Raw genomic sequence first — 20,940 nt, forward strand, 5'->3', positions numbered from 1 at the left:
AATATACGGAGAGATGCCGGAGCGGCTGAACGGACCGGTCTCGAAAACCGGAGTAGGGGCAACTCTACCGGGGGTTCAAATCCCCCTCTCTCCGCCACAATTCAAACACTTAGCTCGTCTTCTTTCAGCGATCAGTCTCACACTTAGAATACACTTAGAATATTACGTGAAAAACGTATCGCCATCTTGTGCTTTTTCTGCCAGAAGAGGGGGCCAGGGATAGTGTTATTTTTACTTTTCGATCATAAGTCAACTCCTGGTTTTCTGCCCCCGCTCTTTCGCCGTACCCCATCTGGATTAATATTGATGTCACTAGCGGCGATTTAACGCCGTCGTCCTCGGTAATCGTCGCACCCGGCCTGTTGCCCGAAATGTTCCCCTGTAGACATGGGCGCAGGGCGAAAGATTAATTGCTGTCAGGGAAACGCGCTGGCGCGTGGCGATAACTTACGCTGCGGGGCTGTCGACGCTGTACAGAAAATGTGGCCTCCAGACTGGCTTAAATATGCACACATGACAATACAACCGGAAAATTTACAAAACCCATAATTTGAACTGAGAGAGAAACTTACAAACGAAGCGACGAAGATTTAAACAGCCGTAGTGACTCCGGTATCTTGCGCACATGTTTAAATAATACTACTGTATATAAAAACAGTATTCGAGGTATGGATTATGGAATTTTTCAGACCTACAGAGTTGCGCGAAATTATTCCTCTCCCATTTTTCAGTTACTTAGTGCCGTGTGGATTCCCCAGCCCCGCAGCGGACTACATTGAGCAGCGTATCGATCTTAATGAGTTGCTCGTTTCTCATCCCAGCTCAACATATTTTGTCAAAGCCACGGGTGATTCAATGATTGAAGCAGGCATCAGCGACGGCGACCTGCTGGTGGTGGATAGCTCACGGAACGCTGACCACGGTGACATTGTAATTGCGGCAATTGAAGGAGAGTTCACCGTAAAACGGTTGCAGTTGCGCCCGACAGTGCAGCTAATCCCCATGAACGGCGCCTATCGACCTATACCTGTCGGCAGTGAAGACACGCTCGACATATTCGGGGTGGTGACCTTTATCATTAAAGCGGTCAGTTGATTATGTTCGCGCTCTGCGATGTTAATAGCTTTTACGCCTCCTGCGAAACGGTCTTTCGTCCTGATTTATGTGGCCGACCGGTGGTGGTGTTATCAAACAATGATGGCTGCGTTATCGCGTGTAGCGCCGAGGCGAAACAGCTTGGTATCGCACCAGGTGAGCCATTCTTCAAACAGAAAGAACGCTTCCGGCGATCCGGTGTTGTTTGCTTCAGCAGTAATTACGAGCTTTACGCTGATATGTCGAACCGGGTAATGACCACACTCGAGGAGATGGCGCCGCGGGTAGAAATTTACAGCATTGATGAGGCTTTTTGTGATCTGACGGGAGTACGAAACTGCCGGGATCTGACAGATTTCGGGCGCGAGATAAGAGCGACGGTCCTGAAGCGCACGCACCTGACTGTCGGTGTAGGCATTGCCCAGACGAAAACCCTTGCCAAGCTGGCTAATCATGCTGCGAAAAAGTGGCAGCGCCAGACCGGCGGGGTGGTTGACCTGTCGAACATCGATCGCCAGCGTCGGCTGCTGGCCCTGATACCCGTAGAGGATGTCTGGGGTGTCGGCAGGCGTATCAGTAAGAAGCTCAATGCCCTGGGCATCAAGACTGCTCTCGATCTCTCTGAACAAAGTACCTGGATCATCAGGAAACACTTCAATGTCGTGCTGGAGCGTACCGTGAGAGAGCTTCGCGGAGAGCCATGTCTGGAGCTTGAAGAGTTTGCGCCGGCAAAGCAGGAAATCGTTTGTAGCCGCTCTTTCGGCGAGCGGGTCACAGACTATGAGGAAATGCGCCAGGCTATTTACAGCTACGCTGCGCGCGCGGCAGAAAAACTCCGCGGCGAGCACCAGTACTGCCGTTTCATCTCAACATTCGTCAAAACATCCCCCTTTGCCCTGAACGAGCCCTACTACGGTAACAGCGCCGCGGTGACGCTTCTCACCCCCACGCAGGATTCACGCGACATTATCAATGCGGCTGTGAAATGCCTGGATAAAATCTGGCGCGACGGCCATCGCTACCAGAAAGCGGGGGTGATGCTGGGTGACTTCTTCAGTCAGGGCGTAGCGCAACTCAACCTTTTCGACGATAACGCGCCGCGCGCCGGTAGTGAGAAGCTGATGGAAGTACTGGACCATCTTAACGCAAAAGACGGGAAGGGGACACTGTACTTCGCCGGGCAGGGGATGTCGCAACAGTGGGCTATGAAGCGAGAAATGCTTTCGCCTCGGTACACCACAAGATACTCTGATCTACTGCGTGTTAAGTAACTTGTGCGATCAATGCATGAGATAGTTGCCAAATCATCCCCGTTCTCTAACCGGTTTTGGTCACACGAGATCACAGGAACCTCTCACGATGATGCGCATGTATTCTGGTTTACGACATCAGAAAATGTGGCGCGTTTATTGCCAGGTAGGCGTTGGGAGACGTAACTTATTTACGCCAGGTTTCAGCCGTAGCGACGGGCATGGATAAAAAGAGTATGGCAATCAGCGTGATAATGCTAAAAAACAATTAATATTTTTTTAACAAAACTAAAGCTTGCTATGTGCAGTTAACCATGCGTTAATGGTTGTGCGGTTTGATACAAACTTATCTGAAGTAGTGATTGTAATATTTCTCATCATTTGTTCCTCTTGAGATCTCCTTTAGGTTTTTTTCTCTCTGATAATTTTCTTCAGGCCATTTTGCCCAAGGGCTCATTCAAAAGGTAACAATATTATGACGACGAAAATCACTGGTTTAGTAAAATGGTTTAACCCTGAAAAGGGCTTTGGTTTCATTACGCCTAAAGATGGCAGCAAAGATGTGTTTGTGCATTTTTCCGCCATTCAAAGTAATGAATTCCGCACTCTGAATGAAAATCAGGAAGTGGAGTTTTCAGTAGAGCAGGGACCAAAAGGTCCATCAGCGGTCAACGTTGTGGCGCTTTAAGGTATCTGATATTACTAATAAAATTCACTTCCGGTGTCCATGTTGCCATGGTTCACAATACAGAACATCGACATTTGATGTTACTGAGCAAAACCCATTTGGCGCGAAATGTATTTTTTGTAAGTCAACCATGATCACTTTTGATAATGTTGGATTATACATTCGCTCAGGACAGGTTCCGCCAGATTTTAGAAAATAATTCATATCAGCTCCGTACAGGAGCTTTTTTTATGCCCGGATGATTATCATCTATAGACGCTGGCATCCATCATCTATAGTGGCATTTTCCTTTCCCCAAAAGTGTTATTTCTCTTGCAGACAGCGCCTGAAAAGAGCGAAATTGTCCTCATCTATCCGATGAAACCAGGTCACCTGTCTTTGCGCCGTTATCCGTTATTTAATTCTTGCCCTATAATAACAAGCCCGCGCTAAGCACGGGCTTGAATAACATAAAGCGTCTTAGAACTGGTAGACCAGACCAACACCTACGATATCATCGGTTGCAATACCGTTGTTTGCGTAGAAGTCATCATCTTCGTCCAGCAGGTTGATTTTATAATCAACGTAGGTGGACATATTTTTGTTGAAGTAGTAAGTCATACCGACGTCAACATATTTAACCAGATCTTTGTTGGTGTAACGCCAGTTGCCACGATGGACTTCCTGACCGCCTAAATCTTTGCCCTTAGACTGCAAGTAGGCGATGGACGGACGCAGACCGAAATCGAACTGATACTGCGCAACCACTTCAAAGTTCTGAGTTTTGTTAGCAATACCGCCATTATCTTCGCCATTGCCGCCGCCATAATAGGTCATGTTGCGGGTTTCAGCGTACATCGCCGCCAGGTAAACATTGTAGGCGTCATATTTGGCACCTACAGTCCAGGCTTCAGCGGTTTCACCACCAGCATAGTTGTTGCGCTCATTCATGCCGTCGCCATAACCACGAGCAACCTGATTGTCCGTACGGTCAGAGGAAGAGTAGGCCGCACCCAGGCTTAACCCGAAGTCAAAGTCGTAGGAGGCAGACATACCGAAACCGTCGCCGTTTTCACGGGCCAGTTTGCGGCTGCCGCCGTTACCTGTACCTTCACCAGCACCGCCATTTTCATTATTACCCTGGTACTGCAACGCGAAGTTCAGGCCTTCCACCAGACCGAAGAAGTCGGTATTACGGTAGGTAGCAACGCCGTTGGTTCTGCCCAGCATATAGACATCGGTCTGGGTATAAGTATCACCGCCGAATTCCGGCAGCGCATCGGTCCAGGCTTCAATGTCGTAGATAACACCATAGTTACGGCCATAATCGAAAGAGCCGTACTCGCCGAATTTCAGACCGGCAAAGCCCAGACGAGTCCAGGAGTTTGCACCTTCGCCTTCGGTGGTGTTTACCTTAATGTTGTATTCCCACTGACCATAGCCGGTCAGCATATCGTTAATCTGCGTTTCGCCTTTAAAGCCAAAACGGGCGTAGGACTGGTCGCCGTCGTCGCCTGCATTGTCAGAGAAGTAACGCAGACCATCAACTTTGCCGTACAGGTCGAGTTTGTTGCCATTTTTATTATAAACTTCAGCCGCATTTGCTGCGCCTGCCACTAATAACGCCGGGACAAGCAGTGCCAGAACTTTTCTGTTCATTATGTATTCCCTTATGATAATAATTTATATGAATATGTAGCCACTTCAACAAAACTACAAATTGATACTATTCTATGAAGTTCATGGAATTTAAAAAATAACATGTAACAAAGGTATTTAAAATATTTCAATTTGTTTCTGTTTGGTTTTTTATAATACAGACTATATAAGTAACTAAGAATATATATTCTATAATTATCATTTTTTTATCAATGGGTTATGTGTTTTGATTTGATGTTTTTTGGCGTGAATATAATTTGTTTTTTATATGTATTTCATGATTTGATTATGAAAAAGCATAAAAAAAACCGGCATAAATGCCGGTAATGTGGGTAATGATAAAATAAATGATAAAAGGCTAATAACCGAATCATTCTGACATTTAATGCTAATAAAATAAAACGCTATCGCGGTGCGTAAAAATAAGTTGTTCTGGTTATGGGTTATTCTGCATGAGAGTGCGATTCAATCACCATTCCCTTATTTAACAGCAGGTTCAGCGCCAGGCGTAACATTAACTGAGAATAAACTATTTGTGGAATGAATAACCAAAACAGGTGGATAAGGTATTCTATGGTCGAAATGTGACTAATGTCACATTATAATGTAATTAATGTCATATGACTTACATCACAAAAGCGGAGTAAAGTTTGAGTACCAGGGAGGACAACGCCACCCGTAGCATGGGTGGCAAATTAGCGTTATGGGTTTTTTATACCTTTTGCGGCTACTTCATCTGGGCGATGGCGCGTTGCGTGTGGCTGATGTCCGCCATACAAACCGAGCCGGTTCTCGGCCCAATCAGCACTCCTGGCAGCACAACGGAAAAATGGCTTAACGCGCTTTCGCTGGGCGTCGTCTGGCTTATTCTGGGGAGTATTGCCTGGTATACCCGGCCTCGCAAAAACAGGGCTTATCCCGCCGACACTCAGCCAGAAACGCGCAAGCAAGCAGGGATGTAAAGTGGTGGCGGATATGTCAGGATAGCGAACCCTGTGCTCAGGCATGTAATAAAAATGGTCTGCTATAAAGAGAGGGCGTATGGACTCAGGATACTGGCAATCGCAGTTTGAAGACTGGCTACGTCACCACCATCAGGAACAGGATGCCGCCCATGACATCTTCCATTTTCGTCGTGTTTGGGCAACCGCGCAAACGCTGGGGGAAAACAGTCCTGTCGACTGGCTGGTGGTGCTATCGGCATGTTATTTCCATGACATCGTCAGCCTGGCGAAAAATCATCCGCAGCGGCATCGTTCTTCCATTCTGGCGGCGGCAGAAACCCGGCGTATTTTTCTGCGGGATTTTCCTGACTTTCCGGCAGAAAAACTGGCGGGCATTTGTCATGCTATCGAAGCGCATAGTTTCAGCGCAAAAATTGCGCCCACCACGCCAGAGGCAAAAATCGTGCAGGATGCAGACAGGCTGGAGGCGTTGGGCGCCATTGGTCTGGCGCGGGTCTTCGCGGTCTCCGGCGCGCTGGGCGTCGCGCTGTTTGATGCCGACGATCCCTTTGCCGACAGACGGCCTCTTAACGATAAACAATTCGCGCTCGACCATTTTCAAACCAAACTGCTGAAACTGCCGCTGACGATGCAGACCGAACGGGGCAAGTACCTGGCGCAGCGTAATGCGGATTTTCTGGTGTCGTACATGGCGAAACTGAGCGCTGAGCTGAAAGGCGACTATGAAACACGGGATGAGGCGGTCATCCAGATGTTTGCTACGCATCAGTAACCCCTGCCGCTGAAACGTAAACCGCGTCATTTTATGTTAGTCTGTCGGCAATTATTTTTGGCCGGTTAAATGTATGCAGGAAAATATTTCAGTAACACACGCCCGGAACCTCATCGCCGACGACGCCGGAAGCGAGATCCAGGCGATGCTGAGTCAATTGCTGGAAATCTACGATGTTAAAACGCTGGTGGCGCACCTTAACGGCCTGGGCGAGCAGCACTGGAGCCCGGCCATCTTAAAGCGCGTAATGATGAACGCGGCATGGCATCGTTTGAGCGACAATGAACTCACCTGTCTTAAAACAGGGTTGCCGACGCCGCCAGCGCATCATCCACATTACGCCTTTCGTTTTATCGATCTCTTCGCGGGCATCGGCGGCATTCGCCGCGGATTTGAAGCGATAGGCGGACAGTGCGTGTTTACCAGCGAATGGAATAAGCACGCGGTACGGACATATAAAGCGAACTATTTTTGCGATCCGCTGCAACATCGCTTTAATGAAGATATCCGCGATATCACGTTGAGCCACCGGGAAGGGGTCAGCGATGATGAGGCGGCGGAACACATTCGCCAGCATATTCCGCAACATGATGTCCTGCTGGCGGGCTTTCCCTGTCAGCCATTTTCTCTGGCGGGCGTTTCCAAGAAAAATGCGCTGGGCCGCGCCCACGGCTTTGCCTGCGAGACTCAGGGGACGTTATTTTTTGATGTCGTAAGAATTATCGACGCTCGCCGCCCCGCGCTGTTTGTGCTGGAAAATGTGAAAAACCTTAAAAGTCACGACCAGGGCAACACCTTCCGCGTTATTATGCAAACGCTCGATGAACTGGGATATGACGTGGCGGATGCCGCTGACAATGGCCCGGACGATCCGAAAATTATCGACGGGCAGCACTTTCTTCCTCAGCATCGGGAACGTATTGTGTTGGTGGGATTCCGCCGCGATTTAAACCTGAAAACCGATTTTACGTTACGCAATATCGCCCGCTGTTATCCACCGCGCCGTCCGACGCTGGCAGAACTGCTGGAGCCCGTCGTCGAAGCCAAATATATCCTGACGCCGGTGCTGTGGAAATATTTATATCGCTACGCGAAAAAGCACCAGGCGCGGGGAAACGGTTTTGGCTATGGCATGGTTTATCCTGACAATCCGGAAAGTGTGGCGCGCACGTTATCTGCTCGCTACTACAAAGATGGCGCCGAAATTCTGATCGATCGTGGTTGGGATATGGCGAAAGGCGAAGTGAATTTCGACGATGCTGGCAACCAACAACATCGTCCCCGCCGACTCACGCCGAGAGAGTGCGCGCGTTTAATGGGATTTGAGGCGCCGCAAACGTACCAGTTCAGGATACCTGTCTCGGATACGCAGGCCTATCGCCAGTTTGGCAATTCCGTGGTGGTGCCGGTATTTGCCGCGGTAGCAAAGCTGCTGGAACCCAAAATTCACCAGGCGGTGACGCTGCGTCAGAGAGAGACGGTAGATGGCGGACGTTCACGATAAAGCCACGCGCAGTAAAAATATGCGCGCGATAGCGACCCGCGATACGGCTATTGAAAAACGTCTTGCCGGCCTGCTAAGTGCGCAGGGGATTACGTTTCATACTCAGGACGCGACATTACCAGGCAAGCCGGACTTTGTGGTGAATGACTATGATTGTGTGATTTTTACTCACGGCTGCTTTTGGCATCATCACCACTGTTATCTGTTCAAAGTACCGGCCACGCGAACGGCTTTCTGGCTGGAAAAAATCGGTAAGAACGTTGAGCGCGATGAGCGCGATATTCAGCGTTTACAGGCGCTTGGCTGGCGGGTACTGATCGTCTGGGAGTGCGCCTTGCGCGGGCGAGCGAAATTGAGCGACGCGGCGTTGGCGGAGCGCCTGGAAGAGTGGATCTGCGGCGGCGGCGCCAGCGCGCAGATTGACACCCAGGGGATTCATCTACTGGCGTGAATCTTCCGTTTTACACGGCGTGACCACCGCCCTGGCGGGAAACAGGTACTTACCCAGAGTCACCAGCACTACGGCAAACACAATCACACCCAGCGCAGCCCATTCAACGGGCGATAACCTCTCACCGCCCAGGCCGGTGCCAAGCAACACGGCGACAACCGGATTCACGTAGGCGTAGCTGGTCGCCAGCGCCGGACTGACGTTGCGAATCAGGTACATATAGGCATTAATGGCGATAATAGAACCGAACAACGCCAGGTAGCCGACGGCCATAAACCCCGATAAACCAGGCAGCGTGGCGAGCTTTTCGCCGGAAAGAAACGCCGCGCAAAGCAATACCACGCCCGCCGCCAGCATTTCAATCGCACCCGCCATCATGCCCACAGGAAGGGCGATGCGCGAGCCGTAAACGGAACCAAATGCCCAGCTCATCGAACCTATCAGGATCAAAATCGCGCCCCACGGATTGCCGCTTAAGTTGCCGCCACTGTTCAGCAGAATAATCCCGGCAAGTCCAATGGCAATCCCCACCCATTCTAATTTGCGCGTTTTAATACCAAAAAAGTAGCTAAAGCACAGAGTAAATAGCGGGACAGTGGCGACCACGACGGCAGCAATGCCCGATGGCACGTTTTGATGCTCCGCCACCGTCACCAGACCGTTACCCACCGCCAGCAGCAGTAGACCAATCAGCGCGGCGTTGATGGTCTGGCGCAGCGGCGGAAGTTTTTCGCCGCGCAGCAGCAAAAACGCCATGAGCAACATCCCCGCCGAGAGAAAACGTACGCCTGCCATCATCAGCGGCGGCCAGCTTTCAACGCCTATGCGGATAACAAAATAGGTAGACCCCCAAATGATGTACAAGGCAAAAAGCGCGCCAAAAAGAGGTAATAACTGCCGGAAACGCATAATCACTCACGGTGAAATAAAAAGGGTGGATATAGTAAACGTCAAAATTATTATGCTGGCGAGCATTATAATTGTCCTTTTGGAATAAAAAGGCGTTGACCCGCGCCGCCGGTTTCGGCATTGCGCGTTTTGCTACATACTTAACGTCTTAGAAGAAAAGACCGAGGAAATCATTTTGGCAGGAAGTAGCTTACTGACATTACTCGACGATATCGCCACGCTGCTGGACGATATTTCGGTAATGGGCAAATTGGCCGCGAAAAAAACCGCGGGCGTACTGGGGGACGACCTGTCGCTCAATGCACAGCAGGTGACCGGCGTTCGCGCTAATCGCGAGCTGCCAGTGGTATGGAGCGTGGCGAAAGGATCATTAATCAACAAGGTTATTCTGGTGCCGTTGGCGCTGCTGATAAGCGCATTTATCCCGTGGGCCATTACGCCTTTATTAATGTTAGGCGGCGCGTTTCTCTGCTTTGAAGGGGTAGAAAAAGTCCTGCATACCTTTGAGGCGCGAAAACACAAAGAAGACCCGGCGGAGCGGCAAAAACGTCTTGAGGCGCTGGCTGCGCAAGATCCTTTGGCCTTTGAAAAAGATAAAGTAAAAGGGGCGGTCCGTACCGATTTCATTCTTTCCGCTGAAATTGTGGCAATTACCCTGGGGATTGTCGCGCAGGCGCCGCTGCTTAATCAGGTGTTGGTACTGGCGGGGATTGCGTTGATTGTGACCATTGGCGTGTATGGCCTGGTGGGTATTATTGTCAAACTGGATGATATGGGGTACTGGCTGGCGGAAAAGCGTAGCGTGCTGGCGCAGGGCGTCGGTAAAGGATTGCTGATTATCGCGCCCTGGTTAATGAAAGCATTATCCATTGTCGGTACGCTGGCGATGTTTCTGGTCGGCGGCGGGATTGTCGTACACGGTATTGCGCCGCTACACCATGCCATTGAACATTTTGCGCAGCAGCAGGGGGCTTTCATGGCGCATACGATCCCTGCGGGGCTGAATCTGGTGCTCGGCTTTATTATCGGCGCCATTGTGGTGGCGCTGGTGAAAGGTGTGGCGAAAATTCGCGGTGTTTCGCACTGATTTTCTACAATGAATTATGCAAAATTGCCCATCCTCGTCTAAGGTGAAAACGTTTCATCTGATACAGGAGGCAGGTATGGTCTTTTCTGTCAGTGAGGAAGTTACCGTGAAAGAGGGTGGGCCCCGGATGATCGTCACCGGTTATTCCAGCGGAATGGTAGAGTGTCGCTGGTATGATGGTTTTGGCGTAAAGCGGGAGGCATTCCATGAGAATGAGCTCGTGCCAGGCAAGGAAAGGCGCGTGCGGGACGAAGCCCGATGACAAAACGCCCGGTTAATGCCGGGCGTTTTGCTGTGGAGAAAAAGAGTCGTCGCGCTGCGACATGCTGCTACCTGGTTATGCCAGGATTGAGTGGTATCCCTTGATGAGGTCTGGCTACCGTAAGCCATCAGGGGGCGTTGTATCAATAACCAGGAGTTACCAGGGTGCCGCACGAAACACTGTTAGATAATCAAGGCTGGTTTAAAAAGCTGGCGCGGCGTTTTGGTCCCGGTCATGTCGTCAACACCTGCTTTCTGATCGTAATGCTGTTCTCGACGCTACTTACCTGGCGGGAAGTGATGATACTGAAAGACGCGTATGTCGCCAGTCAGCGCAATCATCTGGGGAGCGTCGCGAATGTCCTTGACCGCCAACTGCAATTCAACATGGACAGGTTGATCTTTTTACGCAACGGTATGCATGAAGCGCTGGTGGCGCCGCTGGCTTTTTCCGCATTGCAAAGCGCGGTGACGCAGTTTGAGCAACGACGCGTCAGACATTTCTGGCAACTGGAGCTGGATAAGCGGCGGACATTGCCGTTATATGGCGTTTCCGATCAATTTGTCGCCCGGACGACGCTTCTTTCGCGGGAGAGTCGTGACCTGGCAAATGAATTAACCGCCACTCTGGAGTTAGGGTATCTGGCGCGTCTGGCGCGCTCATCCGCCATGCTGACGCTGGAGACGATGTATGTTTCTCGCTCAGGGTTTTACCTCTCAACTCTCCCTACGGCGTACGGTAGCGATATTGTCTCCCGTTACTATCAGTACGTGACCCAGCCCTGGTTTATCGAGCAAAGCCAACGGCGTAACCCACAGCGCGGCGTGCGGTGGTTTACCTCCGCACAGCCCTATGTTGCTGACGAGCAGAAAAAAGTGACAGCCAGTCTACCGCTGGATCACGATAATTACTGGTATGGCGTACTGGCAATGGATATTCCCGTCGCGTCATTACAGCGGTTCCTGCGCGATGCGGCCGAAAAGGATATTGAAGGGGAATATCAGCTATACGATAACCATCTCCGTTTGTTGACGGACTCCGCGCCGGAACAACAAACCGCGAATACGTTAAATGACCGTGAGCGCGCCTTACTGGCGCGTGAAATAGAAAAAGATACCCTGGGCGGGCTGCGTTTAGGAACGCATTATGTAAGCTGGGAGCGGCTGGATCATTTTGATGGCGTCCTGCTGCGCGTGCATACATTACGTGAAGGCATACAAGGGAATTTTGGCAGTATTAGTATCGCGCTGACGCTGTTATGGGTGCTTTTTACGGCGATGCTGTTGATCTCCTGGGGCGTTATTCGACATATGGTCAAAAACATGTTTGTTCTGCAAAATTCGCTGCAATGGCAGGCATGGCACGATCCGCTGACCCGGCTATATAACCGTGGCGCGCTGTTTGAAAAAGCGTCCAGGCTGGCAAAGCGCTATCGGGAAGCCCGCCAGCCATTTTCTGTGATACAGCTGGATTTAGATTATTTTAAAAGCGTTAACGATCGCTTTGGCCATCAGGCAGGCGATCGCGTGTTGTCCCATGCCGCTGGGCTCATTGGCAGCACCATTCGAGCGCACGACATCGCCGGACGGGTAGGGGGCGAAGAGTTTTGTATCGTGCTGCCCGGCGCGACGAAAGCGCAGGCGCTGCAGATTGCCGAACGCATACGCCAGCGCATTAATGACAAAGAGATTCTGGTGACGAAAAGCACGACGCTTCGTATCAGCGCGTCAATGGGGATCAGTAGCGCGGAGGAATACGGCGACTATGATTTTGAGCAGTTGCAGTCGCTGGCCGACAAACGGCTTTATTACGCCAAACAGTCCGGACGTAACCGTATTTGCGCCAGCGACGCGACTCAGGAGCGGGAAAAGAAATAGTCCATTCCTTCGCGCCAGCCATCCGGCCCTTCGTTCTGGCTACGGTAGACGCGCTGAGGATCGTCGTTACGCAAATGTACGCCCTCCCGGTTTAGCCCTTTGACGACAACCGCATAATCCATCACATCCAGTAAAGGCGCATCATTGGGGCCGTCTCCTAGCCCCAACGTCAGAGGACGCGCGCGCCACTGCCGACGATATGCTTCTATCAGCCAGTTAGCAGCCTGATCTTTACCGGCGGAGGCGTCCAGCACATGCCAGAAACGGGCACCATGGACAAATTGCAGTCCCAGGTCATTTAAACGGGCGACAAACTGCGTCATGCGTTCATCGCTATCGCGCCAGATCAGCGACACCGACGCTTCATGCAGACGGGTTAGGGCAGACTGTGCCCGGTTTAGGCCCGTCCATTCGCTTATCACCTGATCGTCAACGTCATCAAACGTGGTGAACTTAAACTGTTCCTTTTCACGCAATTTATGCAGGACGAGGCGGATTTCGTTGTGAGAAATACCGGCTATCAGACGGGGATAGTTGGGATGGTCTTCCCAATGAACGTCCAGTTGGATCACCGCGCCGTTTTCCGCAATCAGCGGCAGTCCCTGTAGATTTAACGTCGTCTGGAGCTGGAGCATTTCAGCCGCGGTTTTACTGCTACAGAGGATCACGGGCACGCCGCTTTCATGCAGGCGAGTAAGCCAGGGGGCCGCGGGCTGCCACTCAAAAGTGTGGCTGTTCAGCAATGTGCCGTCCAGATCGGTAAAAATCAGCAAGGGGTCATGGATTGAGAGCATTTTTTCCTCATTTTCCGTTGCAACGGCGGGCTTATTTCCAGGAAAAGTCCTAAAGCACACCCGAAAGAAGTCGAACGCTAACTGGAACCGATCCCGTCGCTTCCAGGCAGCACATGCGTTGTCACACTTTTGCTACCGAACTATTAGCGTGCTTAATCATTCATGTAAAAAATATTTACTTGTCATGCAAAAAAATTGCAGATAAGGTAAATCTCACATCAGATTTCCTGGTGTAACGAATTTTCAAGTGCTTCTTGCATAAGCAAGTTTGATCCCGACCCGTAGGGCCGGGATTTTTTTCGGCCATTTTTAACGGTTTACTTCTGTTACACTAAAATCATGAATATCCAGCTCGAATGCTTCAGCTAATTCATGCCATGTATGATATTCCCGTCCGTCTACGCTCACCCGCTCAGGATCTTCCTGGCTACGGTGAACCTCGCTTTCGCTGATTTCATTGATGGCCGCCAGTAGCGCATCTACATCGACGCTCACTTCGCGCTTGGCCGTATCACTGTACTCTTTTGCCGTTTTCATCTTCACTACCTCACGGGTTCCTGACAGCCTAAGTATAGACCGTTGAGAAAACCAGCAAACACGTCGGCAAGGCGCTGTCAGACGCAGAAAATTGTTCTACACTGGCACAAAGCGACAGGAGGAAAATGATGAAGGTGAATGATCGGGTAACCGTTAAAACGGACGGCGGTCCCCGCCGACCGGGCGTGGTACTGGCAGTGGAAGAATTTAGTGAAGGCACAATGTACCTGGTTTCGCTGGAGGATTACCCGCTCGGCATCTGGTTCTTCAATGAGTCAGGTCACCAGGATGGTATTTTTGTCGAGAAGGCGGAGCAGGACTAATTGAGCCGGACTGGAGGTACATTGCCAGTCCGGATGTCTCAGCGCATGTTAACAAAAATGCCGTTAGTGACGTTATCTGTCAGCCGTACTACATGATAGATCACTTGTTTATTATGCGTTTTTATCTTTCTTTTTATATTCCCCTTATGGGAGGATACTGTTTTTGCTTTAATATTCATTCTGTCAGAAATCTGAATGGTTCCCTGACCTTCCATCCACATTCGCAACATGCTGGATTCAGTTCGACTTAACGATAATGTTGGTAAATTTATGGTTCCTGAAATACCCGACTCTTTTTTCAGAATATCGCCAAGAATGGTATCCAGCGAGTCAGGTTTAATCGATTTCGAGCTAATCAATAAGTTTTTTCTTACTAATAAATATTCATCAAAATGCACATTAGCAATTGCCATAAAAACAATAAATAACGTGTCAGGATGTTGATTAATGATTTGCTTTATTTGTTGACTGTCTGAAGGCGTATGAATGAAACAGTCCTCATTAATAAACACCACCGAAGGCTGATGCGCGCCACAAGCGATAGCGAGTTCGTCAACGGTTTCGATGTCGTTGATTTCCCTTTTTTTCACCCCTCTGCTGACCAGATACCCGCTTAACCCTAGCCGGGTGTAACTGCATAAATCCATAATAATCGTTGACATGGCATACCCTCACTCAATGCGTAACGATAATTCCCCTTACCTGAATAACTCACCATAATCAGACGGAACACGAATAGTCACCTTAGACAACGCTTACGCGGTTTTTCAGGCGAACTTACTATCCCGTAAAGTTACATATAATTTGCCAGGAATCATCTTAAAGTAAAGTGAATGTTGCGTTATGTGAGTGAAGTAAAAACAAATAAGGGGCAGCGGATATATCCTGGTGAATGTTTTTTAAAATTTATTTTCGGATAAACCTTAGTAAAACAGGATAAAAATTATGGGTTATTATTTATCGGCATCTCGCTAACAATATCAGCAAGCAAATTGAAAATTTCGCTGAATAAATGTTCGCAAAACGGCGCAATTAATGGCATTAGCGCGGCCATCAGCATAATGCCGACGGTGAGGGTAAGCGGGAAACCGATAACAAATATCGAGAGCTGCGGCGCCATGCGGTTTAATAGCCCCAGCGCCAGGTTGAGCGTAAGCAGGAGGGTAATGACCGGCAATGCCAGCATCAGTCCGTTTAAGAAAATGAGTCCTCCGGCCCTGGCGAGCGCCATAAATGCATTACTGTTCACCGGGTTACTACCGATGGGCAGAGTGTGGAAGGTATCGACCAGCAGCGAAATAAGCCACAAATGGCCATTAAAGGTGAGAAACAGTAGCATGGCGAGCATATCCATAATACGCGCCAGAACCGGCATATTCAGGTGGCTGCCCGGGTCGACGAAGGTGGCAAAGGAAAGCCCCATTTGCAGACCGATAAACTCACCTGCGGTACGCACCGCCGCAAAGGCGAATTGCATGGTAAATCCCAGCGCAATACCGATCAGAATTTGTTGCATCGCCAGCCATAAGGCGGCAATAGAAAAAAGCGGCGTATCGTTTGCCGGTAGCGACGGCGCGATAACAAGGGTAATCATTATTCCCAATCCCAGTTTTACCCGCTTGGGAATAGCGCGCTCGCTGAGAATTGGCGCCGTTGAAATCAGCGCCAGTACGCGCAGCAAAGGCCAGAAATAGAGATGCAGCCAGTATAGCCATTGCTCGCTTGTAACCTGTATCATCGTTCTGTTTATCCGATGATATAAGGTAAATTGCTGAACAGAGTGCGCACGTAATCCAGCAGCAGGTTGAGCATCCACGGGCCGGCAACGATAATTGCGATGAATACCGCGACGATTTTAGGGATAAACGACAGCGTCATTTCATTAATCTGAGTCGCGGCCTGCAAGATGCTGATAATGAGGCCGGTAATCAGCGCGACGAGTAACAGCGGCGCAGCCAGGGCGAGAGCGACTTTCATCGCCTCGGTGCCCATCATCATGACGGATTCAGGAGTCATTTTGCGCCTCTAACTGTAAAAGCTTTGGGCCAGCGACCCCACAAGCAATTGCCAACCATCGACCAGCACAAACAGCATCAGCTTAAACGGCAGGGCGATTGTCGCTGGCGGCACCATCATCATCCCTAACGCCATCAATACGCTGGCGATCACCAGGTCGATAATCAAAAAAGGGATGAAAATCGTAAAACCGATCTGAAACGCCGTCTTTAATTCGCTGGTGACATAAGCGGGCAGGAGGATACGCATCGGTACTGCTTCCGGTCCCTGTAACGGACCGCTATTGGCCAGACGGGCAAACAGCGCCAGATCGGCTTCGCGGGTTTGGCGCAGCATGAACGCGCGTAACGGTTGCGCGCCTTTGTCCAGCGCTTCCTGCATAGAAATTTTCTGCTCGCTAAACGGCTGGTAAGCATCCACGTAAATCTTGTCAATGACGGGCGACATAATAAAAAAGGTCAAAAACAACGCCAGTCCGAGTAACACCTGGTTTGGCGGTGCCGAGGGCGTGCCCAGCGCGTTACGCAACAGGCCAAAAACAATGATGATACGCGTGAAGCTCGTCATCATCAGTAAAATCGCCGGCAGAAACGTCAGCGAGGTGATGAAAACCAGCGTCTGGACGGATAATGACCAGCTTTGGCCTCCGCCCGCTAATGGTTGGCTGATAAGCCCCGGCAGTTGCGCAGCAGCGGCGGGACTAAAAAGCCACAGACCCGCCAGAGAAAGGAATAACAAACGGCGCATCAGGATCTCCCGGAACGCTTGAGTAAGCTCTTCATCATGTTCTGGAAATCCGCTGGTGGGGCAACGGGTGCTTCCGTGCCATTCTCCGCGGGCGGGAGGGTGTGCAGCAGGTTGATCTGCGAGGCGGTCACGCCCAGTACCAGACGCGCATTTTCGACCTCGACAATCACCACGCGTTCGCGCGGGCCAAGCGAGGCGCTGGCTGACACCTTGAGTCCCCGGACGCTATTTCCTTTTGGTACGAATCCCATACGCTTAATCACCCAGGCCGCCGCCAGAATGAGCGCAATAATGCCAATTAATGCGCCGCTCACCTGCATGAGCGGCGATCCGGCTGGCGCGGTGGGCTGAGAAACCGTGGCCTCTGTTTTCATCATTAACGACTCAAACGACGCATACGCTCGGATGGCGTAATAATATCGGTGATACGTACGCCGTATTTATCCGCCACGACGACCACTTCACCCTGGGCAATCAGGTAGCCATTAATCAGGATATCCAGCGGCTCGCCCGCCAGCCCGTCCAGCGCGACGACCGACCCCTGCGTCAGACGCAACAGTTCTTTAATGGTCATTCGCGTGCGGCCCAGCTCTACGGTCAGTTTGACCGGGATATCCATAATCAGATCGATATCCTGCATAGCACCGCTGACATCGCCGCCGCCAAGCTGTTGGAAAACCGCGTCGGCGGCGCTTTTATTGGTGGTCGCTTTTTGCTCGTTTAACGCGTCAGCCCACAGATCATCCAATGCGCCAGTATTCTCATCGGACGGATTATTCATGTCACTCATTTGGGCTGTTCCTCATTCAGCGAATTCAAAATTGGGTTGATCAAATGTTCTACGCGTAGCGCATACTGTCCGTTTACGGTGCCATATTGGCTGGTGAGTACCGGAACGCCGTCCACATGAGCAATAATGCGGTCGGGTTTTTCAATCGGCAGTACATCGCCGGGTTTCAGCTTCAAAATCTGGGAAAGACGTAACGGAATATCGGCAAAATTGGCTACCAGCTCCAGTTCAGAGTGCTGAACCTGGCGCACCAGGTTATCACGCCAGTTCTGATCTTCATGGCGCGAGTTTTCCAGCGGCGGATTCACCAACAGCTCACGCAGCGGCTCGATCATGCTAAATGGCAGACAGATGTTAAATTCACCGGTCAGATTGCCGATCTCCACATGAAACGGCGTATTGACGACGATATCGTTCGGCGAGGTGGTGATATTGGTAAATTTCACCTGCATTTCGGAACGCACATACTCCACTTCCAGCGGATTAATGGCTTTCCATGCGTCGCTATAGCCTTCCAGCGCCAGTTTCAGCATACGGTTGATGACACGCTGTTCCGTATGGGTAAACTCGCGGCCCTCGACTTTGGTCGGAAAACGACCGTCGCCGCCGAACAGGTTATCGACGGCAATAAACACCAGACTCGGCGAGAACACCACCAGCCCGGTGCCGCGTAGCGGCTTCAGGTGGATCAGGTTCAGGTTGGTCGGTACCGGCAGGTTACGCGCAAATTCGTGATACGGCTGAATACGTATGGCGCCCACGGTAATATCCGGGCTGCGGCGCAGCAGGTTAAATAATCCCATCCGGAACTGGCGTGCGAAACGCTCGTTAATAATCTCCAGCGCCTGCAAGCGTTCACGCACGACGCGACGCTGGGTATTGGGATCGTAAGGGCGAATATCGCTATCGCTTGCGATACCGGGAGTGGGTTCGTCTTTGGTGTCGCTGTCGCCGTTCAACAGCGCATCGATTTCAGCCTGAGAAAGAATACTATCGCCCATATCGTTACCGCAGAATAAAAGCTGTATAAAGCACGTCAGTGACGACCTGTTTTGGTTGTCCGGCAACGAGCGGCGCGGCCAGCGTCTCTTTAATGGCGGCAATCAGTTTTTGTTTGCCAGCTTCTGTTGAGAGCTCGGCGGCATTCTGGCGGGAAAACAACAACAGCAGACGGCTGCGCACTTCCGGCAGATATTCATTTAATCGCGCGCGCGTCGCTTCGTCTTTCAGACGCAGGGTCACGCCGATATACAACACGCGATCCGCATCGCCCAGATTGACGGTAAACGTATCCAGCGCAAAAAATACCGGCGCAGGCGGCGGAGCCGGTTCTGCTTTAGCGTTCGTGGTCGGTTGCTGCTGCATACGCCAGTAGCTATAACCGGCGGTCGCGCAGGCGGCGAGGGTAATCAACACCAGCAAAGGTATCCAAATCGAGCGTTTGCTCTTTTTGTTAATCGCGGAGTCAGTCATCTGATACGGGCTTCCTGTTTCGGTACTGCTTATTGGCTGATTATCCCGTGTCCTGTCCACGACAAAGCGTGGAAAAGACGCGGATAATCATGCTACCTCTGGCGTTAGGCGAAGATATCCACTGCGCCATTGCCGCGCGCGGCGGCCTGAAGCGAGGCCGGCGCCGCTAACGCTATGTCATCTTCAGCGCCAAACGCGTCCGTGTGTTGGGCGCGGCCAGACTGTTGTTGCGATGAAGACTGCTGCTGTCCGGCAAAGCTTTCGCTACTGATACTGCTTTGTCCCAACTGAATGCCGCTTTCCGCCAACTGAGTGCGTAACATGGGCAGGGCGGCTTCCAGCGCGGCGCGGACGTGGCTGTGCGGCGATACCATCTGGAGCTGCGCCTGATTGTCATCCAGCTTGAGCGAAATATGCACCTGACCTAACTCTTCCGGATGCAATCGAAGCTGCGCGCTTTGCTGTCCCTGACGCGTAAATAACATGACCTGCTGACTGAACGTTTGCTGCCATTCATGGCTGCCTAACGGCGCGCTGAGTACCGGGGCTGAGGCGACAGGTAGCGGTTGCGCCGTGGCGCTGCTGAGCGTCGGCATTGCCGCGCCATGCGTTACTGGCGCGGACGGGCTATCCACCTCCACTTTCGCGCTGGTCGCGGCGGCAGCGACCACCAGCGGCGTCAGTGCTGGACCCGTGGCGCGATCATCGCTGGCGCGCGCAAGCGACGCCTCGGTTTTCCCTTTTTCATGCTCGCTAAAAGAGAGCGTATGTGTCTCTTCCTGCGGCGCCGATGGCATGTCGCCGCGCAACAGTGACGGCAAGGCGATGTGATTTTCAGCCGGCGTCTCTCCGGCGACAGGCGTCGCGACAGGTTGTCCGGGCAGCATGGCGAATAAGGCGCTCAGACTGGCAAGATCCTCATCGCTCAGCGCGGGCGTTTTCTCATCATGCTGCGCCGTTTTACTCAATGCGGCCAGAGCGCTGGTTTTCAACGATGGCGTTAGCGTAGACAGTAGATGCTGCGCTTGTGTTAGATCGGTAAGCGTTTCATCCGTCGCATTCGCTTTTTGCGCCAGCAGGTCGGCAAGCTTCACCGCCTGGCCCGGCTCGCCATGTTGGGTCAGTAGCTCTTTCGATAACTTGCCGCCTGCCGCCTGTAAATCGGCCAGCGTGATGCGGGCGTCTTTGCCCTGTGCGCCGTCTGCGCCTAACGCGCCCGCCAGGAGCGCCAGAAAGTCCTCGGCTGAACCGGTGGTTTTTCCTGACGTCAGACCCGCGGTCATGTCGGTATCGGTGGTGATCAGTTGGGGCAGGGTGATCATTCGGGTTTCCTCATTGCTGCACGCTGAGCAAATTCATCCATCTTTTTCTGATCCATGCGGTTTTCAGCTAACAGCGCTGCCGCGGTTTGTCGGTCCTGTAAGGTTTGCCAGGCCTGAAGTCGCTGCTTTTTCTCACGCCAGCTCTTCAGCGCCAGGTCGACTTTTTGCGTCCACTGCGTAAGCTGGAGGCGATGCTGCTCTATCGCCTTTTCCAGTGTCTGAATAAACTGCTGATAGTTAATCCAGCGATTACTGGCGATGCCGTTGCCCATATCGGTGTTCAAATTACTGCGATACTCATTCTGATAATCGATCAGCATTTTGAGCTGTTCTTCCGCCTGTTGGCAGCCGCGACGCATTTCGCCCAGTAAACGCGCCGCGTCATCTACCTCTTTTTCGGCCAGATCTTTGAGTGTTTCCAGAGCGCCATGTTGTGCCAT

At 51.4% G+C, this 20,940-nt stretch carries 26 protein-coding genes and 1 tRNA gene; 13 read left to right on the top strand and 14 right to left on the bottom strand.

Annotated elements, in window-relative coordinates:
• The first annotated feature begins 7 nt into the window (after positions 1-7).
• The 5 genes from OLG56_RS08795 (at position 8) to ymcF (ending at position 3,232) form a co-directional block, all read left to right on the top strand.
• A tRNA-Ser gene (locus tag OLG56_RS08795) sits at positions 8-97 on the top strand.
• A gap of 578 nt (positions 98-675) precedes the next feature.
• Entirely contained in the window at positions 676-1,095 is a 420-nt protein-coding gene (locus OLG56_RS08805; RefSeq protein WP_000394197.1) for a translesion error-prone DNA polymerase V autoproteolytic subunit, read from the top strand.
• Between the two features lie 2 nt (positions 1,096-1,097).
• Positions 1,098-2,366 carry a Y-family DNA polymerase gene (locus tag OLG56_RS08810; protein WP_023207907.1) on the top strand — a complete coding sequence of 423 codons (1,269 nt, stop codon included), beginning with the start codon at positions 1,098-1,100 and terminating at the stop codon, positions 2,364-2,366.
• Positions 2,367-2,820: 454 nt separating this feature from the next.
• Positions 2,821-3,033: a transcription antiterminator/RNA stability regulator CspE gene (cspE, locus tag OLG56_RS08815; protein ID WP_000208509.1), complete on the top strand. Its 213-nt coding sequence runs from the start codon at positions 2,821-2,823 to the stop codon at positions 3,031-3,033.
• A gap of 10 nt (positions 3,034-3,043) precedes the next feature.
• Positions 3,044-3,232 carry a cold shock small protein YmcF gene (ymcF, locus tag OLG56_RS08820; RefSeq protein ID WP_024131109.1) on the top strand — a complete coding sequence of 63 codons (189 nt, stop codon included), beginning with the start codon at positions 3,044-3,046 and terminating at the stop codon, positions 3,230-3,232.
• A gap of 260 nt (positions 3,233-3,492) precedes the next feature.
• Here ymcF and ompS1 read toward each other — a convergent pair whose 3' ends face one another.
• Positions 3,493-4,671, bottom strand: coding sequence for a porin OmpS1 (gene ompS1, locus OLG56_RS08825; protein WP_039514025.1), 1,179 nt, complete (start codon positions 4,669-4,671; stop codon positions 3,493-3,495).
• Between the two features lie 650 nt (positions 4,672-5,321).
• On the opposite strand from ompS1, the gene drpB reads away from it, so the two are divergent.
• The 4 genes from drpB to OLG56_RS08845 all read left to right on the top strand — a co-directional run bounded on the left by drpB (position 5,322) and on the right by OLG56_RS08845 (position 8,363).
• Complete coding sequence (gene drpB, locus OLG56_RS08830) at positions 5,322-5,633, top strand: cell division protein DrpB (RefSeq protein ID WP_023225584.1); 312 nt, start codon at positions 5,322-5,324, stop codon at positions 5,631-5,633.
• Between the two features lie 79 nt (positions 5,634-5,712).
• Positions 5,713-6,408: a phosphohydrolase gene (locus tag OLG56_RS08835; RefSeq protein WP_000377042.1), complete on the top strand. Its 696-nt coding sequence runs from the start codon at positions 5,713-5,715 to the stop codon at positions 6,406-6,408.
• A gap of 73 nt (positions 6,409-6,481) precedes the next feature.
• Positions 6,482-7,912, top strand: coding sequence for a DNA cytosine methyltransferase (locus OLG56_RS08840; protein ID WP_061377434.1), 1,431 nt, complete (start codon positions 6,482-6,484; stop codon positions 7,910-7,912).
• The gene (locus tag OLG56_RS08845; protein ID WP_000785978.1) at positions 7,893-8,363 is read left to right on the top strand and encodes a very short patch repair endonuclease; all 471 of its coding nucleotides are present in this window, start codon (positions 7,893-7,895) and stop codon (positions 8,361-8,363) included. The genes OLG56_RS08840 and OLG56_RS08845 overlap by 20 nt, the downstream gene beginning before the upstream one ends.
• Here the strand turns inward: OLG56_RS08845 and yedA are convergent.
• Entirely contained in the window at positions 8,352-9,272 is a 921-nt protein-coding gene (gene yedA, locus OLG56_RS08850) for a drug/metabolite exporter YedA (protein WP_001212263.1), read from the bottom strand. The genes OLG56_RS08845 and yedA overlap by 12 nt on opposite strands.
• Before the next feature lie 169 nt (positions 9,273-9,441).
• Between yedA and OLG56_RS08855 the strand changes: the two genes are divergently transcribed.
• From OLG56_RS08855 to dgcQ, 3 genes are all read left to right on the top strand, one after another.
• Positions 9,442-10,359: a DUF808 domain-containing protein gene (locus tag OLG56_RS08855; RefSeq protein ID WP_086013476.1), complete on the top strand. Its 918-nt coding sequence runs from the start codon at positions 9,442-9,444 to the stop codon at positions 10,357-10,359.
• Between the two features lie 76 nt (positions 10,360-10,435).
• Entirely contained in the window at positions 10,436-10,621 is a 186-nt protein-coding gene (locus tag OLG56_RS08860) for a YodC family protein (RefSeq protein ID WP_000232161.1), read from the top strand.
• Between the two features lie 164 nt (positions 10,622-10,785).
• Positions 10,786-12,498, top strand: a complete 1,713-nt coding sequence (gene dgcQ / locus OLG56_RS08865; protein ID WP_001119828.1) for a cellulose biosynthesis regulator diguanylate cyclase DgcQ — start codon at positions 10,786-10,788, stop codon at positions 12,496-12,498.
• On the opposite strand, the gene OLG56_RS08870 is transcribed toward dgcQ, so the two are convergent.
• Both OLG56_RS08870 and yodD read right to left on the bottom strand, forming a co-directional pair.
• Complete coding sequence (locus OLG56_RS08870) at positions 12,477-13,292, bottom strand: mannosyl-3-phosphoglycerate phosphatase-related protein (RefSeq protein WP_023232061.1); 816 nt, start codon at positions 13,290-13,292, stop codon at positions 12,477-12,479. The genes dgcQ and OLG56_RS08870 overlap by 22 nt on opposite strands.
• 309 nt (positions 13,293-13,601) lie before the next feature.
• Positions 13,602-13,829: a YodD family peroxide/acid resistance protein gene (gene yodD / locus OLG56_RS08875; RefSeq protein WP_000844798.1), complete on the bottom strand. Its 228-nt coding sequence runs from the start codon at positions 13,827-13,829 to the stop codon at positions 13,602-13,604.
• A 128-nt stretch (positions 13,830-13,957) separates the two neighbouring features.
• On the opposite strand from yodD, the gene dsrB reads away from it, so the two are divergent.
• Positions 13,958-14,152 (top strand): protein DsrB, encoded by a 195-nt coding sequence (gene dsrB, locus OLG56_RS08880; protein WP_000867218.1) that lies wholly within the window; start codon positions 13,958-13,960, stop codon positions 14,150-14,152.
• A 38-nt stretch (positions 14,153-14,190) separates the two neighbouring features.
• Here dsrB and rcsA read toward each other — a convergent pair whose 3' ends face one another.
• The 10 genes from rcsA to fliJ form a co-directional block, all read right to left on the bottom strand.
• Entirely contained in the window at positions 14,191-14,814 is a 624-nt protein-coding gene (rcsA, locus tag OLG56_RS08885; protein WP_000103971.1) for a transcriptional regulator RcsA, read from the bottom strand.
• Between the two features lie 281 nt (positions 14,815-15,095).
• The gene (gene fliR, locus OLG56_RS08890; protein WP_000616953.1) at positions 15,096-15,890 is read right to left on the bottom strand and encodes a flagellar biosynthetic protein FliR; all 795 of its coding nucleotides are present in this window, start codon (positions 15,888-15,890) and stop codon (positions 15,096-15,098) included.
• Positions 15,891-15,898: 8 nt separating this feature from the next.
• A complete protein-coding gene (fliQ, locus tag OLG56_RS08895; protein WP_000187355.1) occupies positions 15,899-16,168 on the bottom strand; it encodes a flagellar biosynthesis protein FliQ in 270 nt (89 codons plus the stop codon).
• Positions 16,169-16,177: 9 nt separating this feature from the next.
• Positions 16,178-16,915, bottom strand: a complete 738-nt coding sequence (gene fliP, locus OLG56_RS08900) for a flagellar type III secretion system pore protein FliP (protein WP_001253411.1) — start codon at positions 16,913-16,915, stop codon at positions 16,178-16,180.
• Positions 16,915-17,292: a flagellar biosynthetic protein FliO gene (gene fliO, locus OLG56_RS08905; RefSeq protein ID WP_072156333.1), complete on the bottom strand. Its 378-nt coding sequence runs from the start codon at positions 17,290-17,292 to the stop codon at positions 16,915-16,917. Before fliO ends, fliP begins: the two co-directional genes overlap by 1 nt.
• Positions 17,292-17,705 carry a flagellar motor switch protein FliN gene (gene fliN, locus OLG56_RS08910; RefSeq protein WP_001282111.1) on the bottom strand — a complete coding sequence of 138 codons (414 nt, stop codon included), beginning with the start codon at positions 17,703-17,705 and terminating at the stop codon, positions 17,292-17,294. The genes fliO and fliN overlap by 1 nt, the downstream gene beginning before the upstream one ends.
• A complete protein-coding gene (gene fliM / locus OLG56_RS08915) occupies positions 17,702-18,706 on the bottom strand; it encodes a flagellar motor switch protein FliM (RefSeq protein ID WP_000502811.1) in 1,005 nt (334 codons plus the stop codon). Before fliM ends, fliN begins: the two co-directional genes overlap by 4 nt.
• A gap of 4 nt (positions 18,707-18,710) precedes the next feature.
• On the bottom strand, positions 18,711-19,178 hold the full coding sequence (gene fliL, locus OLG56_RS08920; RefSeq protein WP_000132169.1) for a flagellar basal body-associated protein FliL: 468 nt from the start codon (positions 19,176-19,178) through the stop codon (positions 18,711-18,713).
• A gap of 104 nt (positions 19,179-19,282) precedes the next feature.
• The gene (gene fliK / locus OLG56_RS08925; RefSeq protein ID WP_061377435.1) at positions 19,283-20,500 is read right to left on the bottom strand and encodes a flagellar hook length control protein FliK; all 1,218 of its coding nucleotides are present in this window, start codon (positions 20,498-20,500) and stop codon (positions 19,283-19,285) included.
• Positions 20,497-20,940: a flagellar export protein FliJ gene (gene fliJ, locus OLG56_RS08930; protein WP_000046981.1), complete on the bottom strand. Its 444-nt coding sequence runs from the start codon at positions 20,938-20,940 to the stop codon at positions 20,497-20,499. Before fliJ ends, fliK begins: the two co-directional genes overlap by 4 nt.

The organism is Salmonella sp. 2018103 (genome assembly GCF_026247685.1).
In the GTDB taxonomy this organism is placed as follows: Bacteria; Pseudomonadota; Gammaproteobacteria; order Enterobacterales; family Enterobacteriaceae; genus Salmonella; species Salmonella enterica.

Excerpts from the sequence above, each read along its gene's own strand:
- OLG56_RS08805 (WP_000394197.1), top strand. The coding sequence starts at position 676 with ATGGAATTTTTCAGACCTACAGAGTTGCGCGAAATTATTCCTCTCCCA.
- OLG56_RS08810 (WP_023207907.1), top strand. The coding sequence starts at position 1,098 with ATGTTCGCGCTCTGCGATGTTAATAGCTTTTACGCCTCCTGCGAAACG.
- cspE (WP_000208509.1), top strand. The coding sequence starts at position 2,821 with ATGACGACGAAAATCACTGGTTTAGTAAAATGGTTTAACCCTGAAAAG.
- ompS1 (WP_039514025.1), bottom strand. The coding sequence starts at position 4,671 with ATGAACAGAAAAGTTCTGGCACTGCTTGTCCCGGCGTTATTAGTGGCA.
- OLG56_RS08835 (WP_000377042.1), top strand. The coding sequence starts at position 5,713 with ATGGACTCAGGATACTGGCAATCGCAGTTTGAAGACTGGCTACGTCAC.
- OLG56_RS08840 (WP_061377434.1), top strand. The coding sequence starts at position 6,482 with ATGCAGGAAAATATTTCAGTAACACACGCCCGGAACCTCATCGCCGAC.
- OLG56_RS08845 (WP_000785978.1), top strand. The coding sequence starts at position 7,893 with ATGGCGGACGTTCACGATAAAGCCACGCGCAGTAAAAATATGCGCGCG.
- yedA (WP_001212263.1), bottom strand. The coding sequence starts at position 9,272 with ATGCGTTTCCGGCAGTTATTACCTCTTTTTGGCGCGCTTTTTGCCTTG.
- OLG56_RS08860 (WP_000232161.1), top strand. The coding sequence starts at position 10,436 with ATGGTCTTTTCTGTCAGTGAGGAAGTTACCGTGAAAGAGGGTGGGCCC.
- OLG56_RS08870 (WP_023232061.1), bottom strand. The coding sequence starts at position 13,292 with ATGCTCTCAATCCATGACCCCTTGCTGATTTTTACCGATCTGGACGGC.
- yodD (WP_000844798.1), bottom strand. The coding sequence starts at position 13,829 with ATGAAAACGGCAAAAGAGTACAGTGATACGGCCAAGCGCGAAGTGAGC.
- dsrB (WP_000867218.1), top strand. The coding sequence starts at position 13,958 with ATGAAGGTGAATGATCGGGTAACCGTTAAAACGGACGGCGGTCCCCGC.
- rcsA (WP_000103971.1), bottom strand. The coding sequence starts at position 14,814 with ATGTCAACGATTATTATGGATTTATGCAGTTACACCCGGCTAGGGTTA.
- fliR (WP_000616953.1), bottom strand. The coding sequence starts at position 15,890 with ATGATACAGGTTACAAGCGAGCAATGGCTATACTGGCTGCATCTCTAT.
- fliQ (WP_000187355.1), bottom strand. The coding sequence starts at position 16,168 with ATGACTCCTGAATCCGTCATGATGATGGGCACCGAGGCGATGAAAGTC.
- fliP (WP_001253411.1), bottom strand. The coding sequence starts at position 16,915 with ATGCGCCGTTTGTTATTCCTTTCTCTGGCGGGTCTGTGGCTTTTTAGT.
- fliO (WP_072156333.1), bottom strand. The coding sequence starts at position 17,292 with ATGATGAAAACAGAGGCCACGGTTTCTCAGCCCACCGCGCCAGCCGGA.
- fliN (WP_001282111.1), bottom strand. The coding sequence starts at position 17,705 with ATGAGTGACATGAATAATCCGTCCGATGAGAATACTGGCGCATTGGAT.
- fliM (WP_000502811.1), bottom strand. The coding sequence starts at position 18,706 with ATGGGCGATAGTATTCTTTCTCAGGCTGAAATCGATGCGCTGTTGAAC.
- fliL (WP_000132169.1), bottom strand. The coding sequence starts at position 19,178 with ATGACTGACTCCGCGATTAACAAAAAGAGCAAACGCTCGATTTGGATA.
- fliK (WP_061377435.1), bottom strand. The coding sequence starts at position 20,500 with ATGATCACCCTGCCCCAACTGATCACCACCGATACCGACATGACCGCG.
- fliJ (WP_000046981.1), bottom strand. The coding sequence starts at position 20,940 with ATGGCACAACATGGCGCTCTGGAAACACTCAAAGATCTGGCCGAAAAA.